At 70.9% G+C, this 7,983-nt stretch carries 11 protein-coding genes and 1 pseudogene; 6 read left to right on the top strand and 6 right to left on the bottom strand.

The genetic code is table 11. The features are described from left to right. A partial coding sequence (locus EFK10_RS07900; RefSeq protein WP_164835882.1) for a glycosyltransferase family 4 protein occupies positions 1–1,147 on the bottom strand: 1,147 nt, incomplete at its 3' end. A 243-nt stretch (positions 1,148–1,390) separates the two neighbouring features. On the opposite strand from EFK10_RS07900, the gene EFK10_RS07895 reads away from it, so the two are divergent. The 3 genes from EFK10_RS07895 to EFK10_RS07885 all read left to right on the top strand — a co-directional run bounded on the left by EFK10_RS07895 (position 1,391) and on the right by EFK10_RS07885 (position 3,207). After that, positions 1,391–2,050, top strand: coding sequence for a TetR family transcriptional regulator (locus EFK10_RS07895; RefSeq protein WP_240677067.1), 660 nt, complete (start codon positions 1,391–1,393; stop codon positions 2,048–2,050). Between the two features lie 40 nt (positions 2,051–2,090). Next, on the top strand, positions 2,091–2,744 hold the full coding sequence (locus tag EFK10_RS07890) for a GNAT family N-acetyltransferase (RefSeq protein WP_206305351.1): 654 nt from the start codon (positions 2,091–2,093) through the stop codon (positions 2,742–2,744). Positions 2,745–2,844: 100 nt separating this feature from the next. After that, complete coding sequence (locus EFK10_RS07885; RefSeq protein ID WP_127355021.1) at positions 2,845–3,207, top strand: hypothetical protein; 363 nt, start codon at positions 2,845–2,847, stop codon at positions 3,205–3,207. A 16-nt stretch (positions 3,208–3,223) separates the two neighbouring features. Here EFK10_RS07885 and EFK10_RS07880 read toward each other — a convergent pair whose 3' ends face one another. Continuing rightward, positions 3,224–3,850 carry a hypothetical protein gene (locus EFK10_RS07880; protein ID WP_127355022.1) on the bottom strand — a complete coding sequence of 209 codons (627 nt, stop codon included), beginning with the start codon at positions 3,848–3,850 and terminating at the stop codon, positions 3,224–3,226. A 345-nt stretch (positions 3,851–4,195) separates the two neighbouring features. Here EFK10_RS07880 and EFK10_RS07875 point away from each other — a divergent pair, with 345 nt between their 5' ends. Next, on the top strand, positions 4,196–4,549 hold the full coding sequence (locus EFK10_RS07875) for a hypothetical protein (protein WP_127355020.1): 354 nt from the start codon (positions 4,196–4,198) through the stop codon (positions 4,547–4,549). Between the two features lie 26 nt (positions 4,550–4,575). On the opposite strand, the gene EFK10_RS07870 is transcribed toward EFK10_RS07875, so the two are convergent. The 3 genes from EFK10_RS07870 to EFK10_RS07860 form a co-directional block, all read right to left on the bottom strand. Beyond that, entirely contained in the window at positions 4,576–5,682 is a 1,107-nt protein-coding gene (locus tag EFK10_RS07870; RefSeq protein WP_127355019.1) for a peptidoglycan recognition protein family protein, read from the bottom strand. 66 nt (positions 5,683–5,748) lie between these two features. Next, entirely contained in the window at positions 5,749–5,970 is a 222-nt protein-coding gene (locus EFK10_RS07865) for a hypothetical protein (RefSeq protein ID WP_127355018.1), read from the bottom strand. 2 nt (positions 5,971–5,972) lie between these two features. Continuing rightward, on the bottom strand, positions 5,973–6,239 hold the full coding sequence (locus tag EFK10_RS07860) for a DUF2087 domain-containing protein (RefSeq protein WP_127355017.1): 267 nt from the start codon (positions 6,237–6,239) through the stop codon (positions 5,973–5,975). Positions 6,240–6,306: 67 nt separating this feature from the next. Here EFK10_RS07860 and EFK10_RS07855 point away from each other — a divergent pair, with 67 nt between their 5' ends. Continuing rightward, positions 6,307–6,621, top strand: a complete 315-nt coding sequence (locus tag EFK10_RS07855; RefSeq protein WP_127355016.1) for an antibiotic biosynthesis monooxygenase family protein — start codon at positions 6,307–6,309, stop codon at positions 6,619–6,621. Here the strand turns inward: EFK10_RS07855 and EFK10_RS07850 are convergent. Further along, a complete protein-coding gene (locus EFK10_RS07850) occupies positions 6,601–7,092 on the bottom strand; it encodes a hypothetical protein (protein ID WP_127355015.1) in 492 nt (163 codons plus the stop codon). The two genes, EFK10_RS07855 and EFK10_RS07850, sit on opposite strands and share 21 nt — an antisense overlap. A 160-nt stretch (positions 7,093–7,252) precedes the next feature. On the opposite strand from EFK10_RS07850, the pseudogene EFK10_RS07845 reads away from it, so the two are divergent. Then, positions 7,253–7,983, top strand: a pseudogene (locus tag EFK10_RS07845) (RNA-guided endonuclease InsQ/TnpB family protein); the annotation flags it as partial.

Genomic DNA, 7,983 nt, shown 5'->3' with positions numbered 1-7,983 from the left:
GGCGGCGGCGCAGCCCGGCGTCGGCGAGCAGCCGGCCGAGGCCGTGCGCGAGGGCGCCGGCGTCGCCCGGGGGCACGGCCAGGCAGGTCTCGCCGTCGCGCCCGGCGACCTCGGGGATCGCGCCGCCGGTCGTGGCTACCAGCGGCGTCCCGGTGGCCATCGCCTCGGCGGCGGGCAGCGAGAAGCCCTCGTACAGGGAGGGCACGCAGGCCACCTGGGAAGAGCGAATAAGGTTCACGAGCTCGGCGTCGCTGATGCCCTTGACGAAGTCGACGGCGCCTTCGAGTCCGTACCGCTGTATCGCGGCGGCGACCGGTCCGTCGTCGGCGCGCTTGCCGACGACGACCAGGTGGGCGTCGGGGTGCTCGGTGCGCAGCTTGGCGAGGGCCTCGACGAGATGGACCAAGCCCTTGAGCGGTACGTCGGCGCTGGAGGTCGTCACGATCCGCCCGGGCACCTCGGGCACGGCCGGGTCGGGCGAGAAGAGGTCGGTGTCGGCGCCGATGTGCACGACGTGGATCCGGTCCTCGGCGACGCCCAGGTGGTCCACGATCTCCTGCCGCGACGACCCGGAGACGGTGAGCACGGACGGCAGGCGCTGGGCGACGCGCTTCTGCATCCGCGTGAAGCCGTACCAGCGGCGGACGGAGGCGCGGCGCAGTCGGCCCTGAGCGGCGTCGAGGTCGAGCCGGCGGTCGACGGTGATGGGGTGGTGGATCGTCGTCACCAGCGGCACGCCGAGGCCGAGCTGCCCGTAGCCGAGCGTCTGGTTGTCGTGCACGACGTCGAACTCGCCGCGCCGGGCGGCCAGATGGCGTCGCGCGCGCAGGGAGAAGGTCAGCGGCTCGGGGAAGCCGCCGGTCCACATCGTGGCCACTTCGAGGGCGTCGATCCAGTCCCGGAACTCACCGGGCCTCGGGGTACGGAAGGGGTCCGGCTGCCGGTAGAGGTCGAGGCTCGGCAGCTCGGTGAGGACGACACCGTCGTCCAGCACGGGATACGGCTGCGCCCCGATCACCTCGACGCTGTGCCCGAGCCGGGCGAGCTCGCGGGACAGGTGGCGTACGTAGACGCCCTGGCCCCCGCAGAAGGGGTTGCCCTTGTAGCTGAGCAGCGCGATCCGGAGCGGCCTGGCCTCTGCGGTCACTCACGGCCCCCTTCTCACAGCACTTCAGCCGGAGCGTAGCCGCTCGCGCTAATGTAGAACAAGTTTCAGACTCTCCGGTCCAGGGCTCGAATGTACCGGCACCGCAGCAGCCGGAAAGAGCCGGACCAGGTGATTCGCACCACGGTGCGGGTCCTGCCATCATGCACACCGCGGCTCGCGATCAGCACGGCACGAACGATCGGCACGGCACGAACGAGAACAGAGAACGGGGGCACGGCAGAGATGGCGACAGACCCCAGACCCTCGTCCCGTACCTCCCCCCGTACAGCGGTCGGCTCCCCCGACTCCCAGCCGCTGACCGAGCGCCAGGAGGCCCGGCGCCGCCGCATCCTCCACACCAGCGCCCACCTCGCGTCCCGGGGCGGCTTCGACGCCGTCCAGATGCGTGAGGTCGCCGAGCAGTCCAACGTCGCCCTCGGCACCCTCTACCGCTACTTCCCCTCCAAGATCCACCTGCTCGTCGCCACCATGCAGGACCAGCTCGAACACCTCCACGAGGCGCTGCGCAAGCACCCCCCTGCCGCCGCCAGCCCCGCCGACCGCGTCGCCGACACCCTCATGCGGGCCTTCCGTGCCATGCAACGCGAGCCCCACCTCGCCGACGCGATGGTGAGGGCCCTGACCTTCGCCGACCGGTCCGTCAGCCCCGAGGTCGACACCGTCTCCCGCCTCACCACCGCGATCATCCTCGACGCGATGGGCCTGGACACTCCGCCAAGCCCCGAGCAGCTTTCCGCCGTCCGGGTGATCGAGCACACCTGGCACTCGGCTCTGATCACCTGGCTCTCCGGGCGGGCCTCGATCGCCCAGGTCAAGATCGACATCGAGACGGTCTGCCGGCTGATCGACCTCACGGCGGTACCGGCGCCCCCGGCACCGTAATTCGTTCGACGGCCCGGGCGGGGTCCGGCAGCCTCTCGTCATGGAAGCCCATTTCTGGCCCGTGTACGGCCTACGGATCACCACGCCGCGCCTGGAGTTGCGTCTGCCGGACCTGCGTCTGCTCGACGAGCTGGCAGCGGTGGCGGCGGACGGCGTCCACGCCCCCGACGCCATGCCGTTCACGGTCCCGTGGACCGACGAGCCCTCGGCCGACCGGGCCCGGGCCACCTTCCAGCACGTACTGGGGACGGTCGCCGAGTGGCGTCCCGAGAGGTGGACGCCCAGTCTGGCTGTGCTGCACGACGGCAAGGTCGTCGGCCGCCAGGACCTGATGGCCGCCGACTTCGCCGTCACCCGCGAGGCCGACACCGGCTCCTGGCTCGGCCTGGCCCACCAGGGCCAGGGCATCGGCACCGAAATGCGGGCGGCAGTCCTGCACTTGGCCTTCGTCGGCCTGGGCGCCGCCTCCGCGACCTCGGCCGCCATGACCGACAACCCCCGCTCCCTCGGCGTCTCCTGGCGCCTCGGATACCAGCCGGACGGCCTGACCGTCGCCTCCGTACGCGGCCGGGCCTGCACCCTGCAGCGGCTCCGCCTGGACCGCGCGACCTGGGAGGCCCACCGCACGGTGCCGGTCGAGGTGACGGGAGCGGTTGGCGGACGGCCGGATGGTGACGCGGACGACGTTCTTTGAGCGGCCGGGGGCAGCTCCGGCGGCTCCGGCGGCTCGGGTCGCACCGGAGAGGACGGTTCCCAGGCCCAGGACCGAGCCTGAGCCCGTCCCGGAGGGGCCCGTGGATCCGGTGGCGGCCGCCGTGCTGGCGGGGCTGCGGGGGCGCGATGAGCGGCTGATGCTGTCGGGTCGGGACGTACGGCGCCTTGCCCCCGGCCTGAGCGCCTGGCTGGAGCGCGGCGTCACGCCGGAGCAGGCACGGGCCGTCCTGTGCGGACTGCTGCCCGTGGGCGACATCCCGAAGCCCGCAGGGCTGATCGCCTGGAGGCTCCGGGAGTTGATGCCACCCGCGCTCCCAGCCGCAGCCCCGCAGGGACCCGCCCGGTCGGAGCCGATGCAGGTCTGCGAGGGCTGCGACCGGGGCTTCAGGGCTTCGGAGCCGGGCCGCTGTCGGGACTGCCGGAAGGATGCGGCGGCCGCATAGACACCGCGGACAGGGACTATCCGACGCGTTCGATCCGGGCGTGCCGGATCAGGAACTTGCCGGGCTCGCGGACCAGCTCGAAGGCCGCGTTGTTCAGCAGGGCGCAGCTGCCCGACGTCGAGGTGACGGTGACCACCGTCGACTTGTTGTTATCCAGGTTCGTCACTTTGAGCTTCGTACCCTGCGGGAACTGATTGCTCGACGCCGCCGGTGCCCCCGCCTCACCCGAAAGTGTCACCGTCGAGCCGGCGCAGACCACGGCCCCGGCCGGGGCCACCGACGCGGACGGCGCGACGGATGCGGCGGCGGACGTCGCCGGCGCAGCCACCGTCGGGGCGGCCGACGCGCTCGCGGCGGGCTGAACGCCTGCGGCGGCCCCGCAAGCGGACGCCTCGCGCTGCACGCCGATCTGCTTGATCACGGCTTCCCGGTTGGCTATCCGGGCCGCCGACTGGGCATCAGGATGCGCCTTCTGATCGGCGATGAAGTTCTGGTTGTTACGCAGTGCCGTGTCCAGCCCGTCGCAGACCACCGAAGCGTGGCTGATGCCAGTCGTCACGACCGCAATCCCGCCGACGAGCGCAGCGGCGCCGACGAGTGCTGCTGCCTTCTTCTTGCGGCTCAGTGTCCTCTTTCGCGTCATGTGCGACTCGATGTCCTTTCGTGAGGCCGGCTTCACGCGATGCGCGTGTCCACCAGCCAGTACGAAGCGACAGGGAAGATCTCCCAACCCGCTCACCGGCTTAAAGCTGCCTTAAGGCTGCCTTGAGGCCGAAGCACGCCCAACCGGGAGGGAAGGGGCACGGCGCGCGCCTCGACGGCACGCCCGCCCCGTGTCTACGATGGGGGCTCGGCAGCAACGCCTGCCTGAACCGAGCCGGTAAAGCGCCCACGCCGCAGCGGCATGATCGGTCAAGGTCCTCCGGACCGCGTCCTGGTGTTCTCTCCTGACCGGGAGCGTGGGTACCGAGGAAGGACAGGCACCATCGTGCCGGAAAACGCCGCACGCAAGAAGCGCGCCCGGGCACTCGCCCAGTCCATGGGCATCTCCTACACTGCCGCTCTGCGGCGGCTGAACGCCCGCCCCGCCATGGCTCGTCGGCTGCTGGGACCCGGCGAAGCAGCCACGAGGTTCGGCCGCCCCGTAGGGATCATCGCCCAGCCGTCGCCGCCTCGGCCCCCGCTCATCGGCACCGAGGGCATCGGCGACCGGCTGCGCGAGATACGGCTGTGCTACGCGCGCCTCCCCCACGCGTACATGCTGACCAACCTCCCCTACCGGGCGAGGAGCGCGACACCCCCCCGGCCGAAGGCTGGGGGGGTGTCGCGGGCCCGGCAATGATCGGCCGGACAGTGCCTAGTACGGGCTCAGGGCTTGGCGGCGGCCTTGCGTACGTCGTCGAGCAGCGCGTACATCGTCGCGCCCGGGCAGTCCGTCGCCATCCAGTCGCGGTGGCCGCCGACCGTGGTGACGTCCTTGGTCACGCCGTTGACCGGGTTGACGTACGTCACCTTCGCCTGTGGGTCGAGCCCGTGGAACCGGCTCAGGACCGCGATCAGCCGGGTGAGCGAGCTGCGGGCGGCGTCCGTCGGGCCCTGGTCGACGAGGGTGCCGAGCAGGGCGATGCCCAGGTTGCCGGAGTTGTAGCCGCCAGTGTGGAAGGCGGTGACGACGTTGCCGTCCTTGTCGTGGGCCGGGATGCCGTCGTCGCCGGAGTAGCGGCCCTCGTAGATCCGGCCGGCCTCGTCGATCAGGAAGTGGTAGCCGATGTCGCCCCAGTCGTTCGTGATCGCGTGGTACTGGTAGATCGCGCGGACCGTGGCAGCCGGGTCCGGGTCGCCGTTCGGGGTGTCGGTGTGATGGACCGTCAGCACCTGTGCCGGGTAGTACTTCGTCGGCGAGTTCTCGGTGCCGTCCGCCTTGAAGCGCAAGGACTCGTCCGCGCCCCACGCGGCACGTGACAGATACGCCACACCCCGCACCCGCGTCGTGTCCGCCGGCACCGCGCCGCTCCGCTGCGGGCCGCCCTTGGTGTCGATCGCCAGCGAGCGTACGTCGGTCGCCCCGTCCGGCACCTTCACGTCGTACGCGGTGGCATTCGCGGCGGCCATCAGAGCCGTTCCGCCGCCGTCCAGGTTGACGCTCGCGCACCCGTCACCCTTGACGTCCTGCCATGCGTCCGCGAAGCGGATCCCGGCGCCGTCCTGGTCGCCGGTCCAGCGCAGCCCCACGTAATTCACCGGGAACGCGACGGTGGCGGCCCCGGCGCCGGTGGCCTCCTTCGACCGGGTCGCCGGAAACTTCTCGGTCTTCGTACCGGCGGTGGAGGTAGTGGACCCGCCGCTTTCGGTGGCCGCGAACACCATCGGCGACAGAGCCGCACCGGCGGCCACCGCTCCGGCGGCCCCGATCACGCCCCGCCGCGACAGGCGCGACTTAGCTCGGTGGGAAGGCGTGGTGGGGGGATTGGACATGGAGGTGACCTTTCGGTTCCTTGCATCTCACTGCGCGCCCGGCGTCGTCACAGGACGCTTGAACTGTCAACGGACCCTACCTGGCTTTCCCGCCCCGCCTTCTTCTGGGGCCCCCACCGTCCAACCCGTCTCAGCCGCCCAGGACTCGGCCACCTCCACCGCCAGGTCCTTGACATCGACGTACGCATCGGCGCAAGCCGCTGCGGCGTCGGCGATGTCGGCGGCCTCGAAGGGGCGCAGGACGAGGCGGTCCGACTTCAGGACGACCTCGGGGAAGGTACTCGTCATTTCTACCGGGCTCGCCGGTAGACGCTGCCGTCCCGGGGGCGGGTGAGCCAGCCGCCTACGACGAGGTAGCGGCGCAGCGCCGAGCAGTCCTCGTGGACGGTGGGGAGGGCCTGGTTGACCTCGGGCTCGGTGTAGTCACGGCCCTGCTCGAAGAGGGATTCCGCGAGGTGGGCCAGGAACTGTTCGCGGCGGGCCGCGCGGCGCGGGATGGCGGTCAGGCGGCCTCGGGAGAAGAGCGCGGACACCTCGTGGGTGCTGGTGGCGGACATGGCGGTAGCGTGGCACACCCCGTCACCTACCAGCACCGCGTTTAGCGGGTGGGGCAGTATGTACAGCATGAGCGTTGTGAAGATCAATGTGCTGACTGTCCCTGCTGAGCAGCGGGAGGTCCTGGAGAAGCGGTTCGCCTCGCGGGCCGGGTCCGTGGAGGGCTCGGACGGCTTCGAGTGGTTCGAGCTGTTGCGCCCGGTCGAGGGCACCGACAGCTACCTGGTGTACACCCGCTGGCGGAGCGAGGAGGACTTCCAGGCCTGGATGTCCGGCCCGATGCAGGCCGCGCACCAGGGTGGAGCCGATCGCCCGAAGCCCGCGGCGAGCGGCTCCACCCTGTGGTCGTTCGAGGTCGTTCAGTCAGCCGGCCCGAGGGCTTAGCAGCCGCTGTACGACTTCGCGGTACTGGCGCAGGACGACCCGCAGTTCCTCGGTGTCGGCGGCCTTGGCGCCGGCGCCCTGGCCCTGCCACGAGGAACGCAGGCGGGCCAGCGCCTCGTCCAGGACATGGTCGGCCTCCTCCACCGCGTGGCGCGGCTGGTCGACGAAGCCGGTGACGGCCTGCTGGAGGCGCAGGGCGAGCTTGTCCTCGTCGCCGTTGACCTTCTCGGGCGGCTCAGGCGGACGCTTGGCGGCGTACTCGGCCTGCCTGGTCGGCTCGGGCCGCCTGGCCAGCTCGGTCTCCCGGGGCGACTCGGGCTGCCGGGCCGGCTCGGACCGGTCGGTCTGCTTCGCGAGCTCGGGCCGCTCGGTCTGCCTGGTCGGGTCGGGCCGCTCCGCGGCCCTGGCGGACTCGGGCCGCTCGGTGTTGACGGTGCGATCGGCCGATTCGGCGTGTCGCTGCTCATTCATCGGGGCTCTCCTTCGTGGATACCCCGGCTTCAGCCGGGGGAGGAAACGAAGCTCCCGCGGAGCGGGGCAGGGAAAGGCGAATCGCCGGCAGGGCGATTCGGCGTCCGCCGACGACCGCCCGACACCCTTCGCTCACACAGGATCTGATAGAACGTGAGGCATGACGCAGCAGGTCAAGCGGGCTTTCAAGTACCGCTTTTACCCAACGGACGAGCAGGCAGCGGAGCTGTCGCGCACGTTCGGATGCGTCCGCCTCGTCTACAACAAAGCGCTGGAGGAGCGCACCCGAGCTTGATACGGCGAGCAGCGCCGGGTGTCCTACGTACAGTCCTCCGCAGCCCTGACGGAGTGGAAGAAGACGGCAGACCTGGCGTTCCTCGCTGAGGTGTCCTGCGTCCCGCTCCAGCAGTCGCTGCGGCACTTGCAGACGGCGTTCGGGAACTTCTTCGCCAAGCGCGCCAAGTACCCGCGTTACAAGTCCAAGAAGAAGTCCCGCGCCAGTGCCGAGTACACCCGCTCCGCGTTCAAGTGACGCGAGGGGGAGCTGACGCTGGCGAAGATGGCGGAGCCGTTGGACATCCGATGGTCGCGTCGCCTGCCCGAAGGCAACGAGCCGTCCACGGTGACCGTGTCCCGCGACGCGGCCGGACGCTGGTTCGTGTCCCTGCTGTGCGACGACACGATCGCTCCGGCCCCGGCCACCGACAGCGCGGTCGGCATCGACGCGGGCATCACCTCCCTGGTGACCCTGTCCACCGGAGAGAAGATCACCAACCCGAAGCACGAACGCTGCGACCGGGCGCGCCTGGCGAAGGCGCAGCGGGAGTTGTCCCGTAAGGAGAAGGGATCGGCCAACCGGGAGAAGGCCCGCCGGAAGGTCGCCAGGGTCCA

Origin of the sequence: Streptomyces soli (assembly GCF_003999195.1) — a bacterium.
Classification (GTDB): Bacteria; Actinomycetota; Actinomycetes; order Streptomycetales; family Streptomycetaceae; genus Actinacidiphila; species Actinacidiphila soli.
This window is presented reverse-complemented; position numbering and strand designations above follow the sequence as displayed.

Coding starts and splice junctions, on each gene's coding strand:
- EFK10_RS07895 (WP_240677067.1), top strand. CDS start 1,391: ATGGCGACAGACCCCAGACCCTCGTCCCGTACCTCCCCCCGTACAGCG.
- EFK10_RS07880 (WP_127355022.1), bottom strand. CDS start 3,850: ATGACGCGAAAGAGGACACTGAGCCGCAAGAAGAAGGCAGCAGCACTC.
- EFK10_RS07855 (WP_127355016.1), top strand. CDS start 6,307: ATGAGCGTTGTGAAGATCAATGTGCTGACTGTCCCTGCTGAGCAGCGG.
- EFK10_RS07850 (WP_127355015.1), bottom strand. CDS start 7,092: ATGAATGAGCAGCGACACGCCGAATCGGCCGATCGCACCGTCAACACC.
- EFK10_RS07870 (WP_127355019.1), bottom strand. CDS start 5,682: ATGTCCAATCCCCCCACCACGCCTTCCCACCGAGCTAAGTCGCGCCTG.
- EFK10_RS07890 (WP_206305351.1), top strand. CDS start 2,091: ATGGAAGCCCATTTCTGGCCCGTGTACGGCCTACGGATCACCACGCCG.
- EFK10_RS07865 (WP_127355018.1), bottom strand. CDS start 5,970: ATGACGAGTACCTTCCCCGAGGTCGTCCTGAAGTCGGACCGCCTCGTC.
- EFK10_RS07860 (WP_127355017.1), bottom strand. CDS start 6,239: ATGTCCGCCACCAGCACCCACGAGGTGTCCGCGCTCTTCTCCCGAGGC.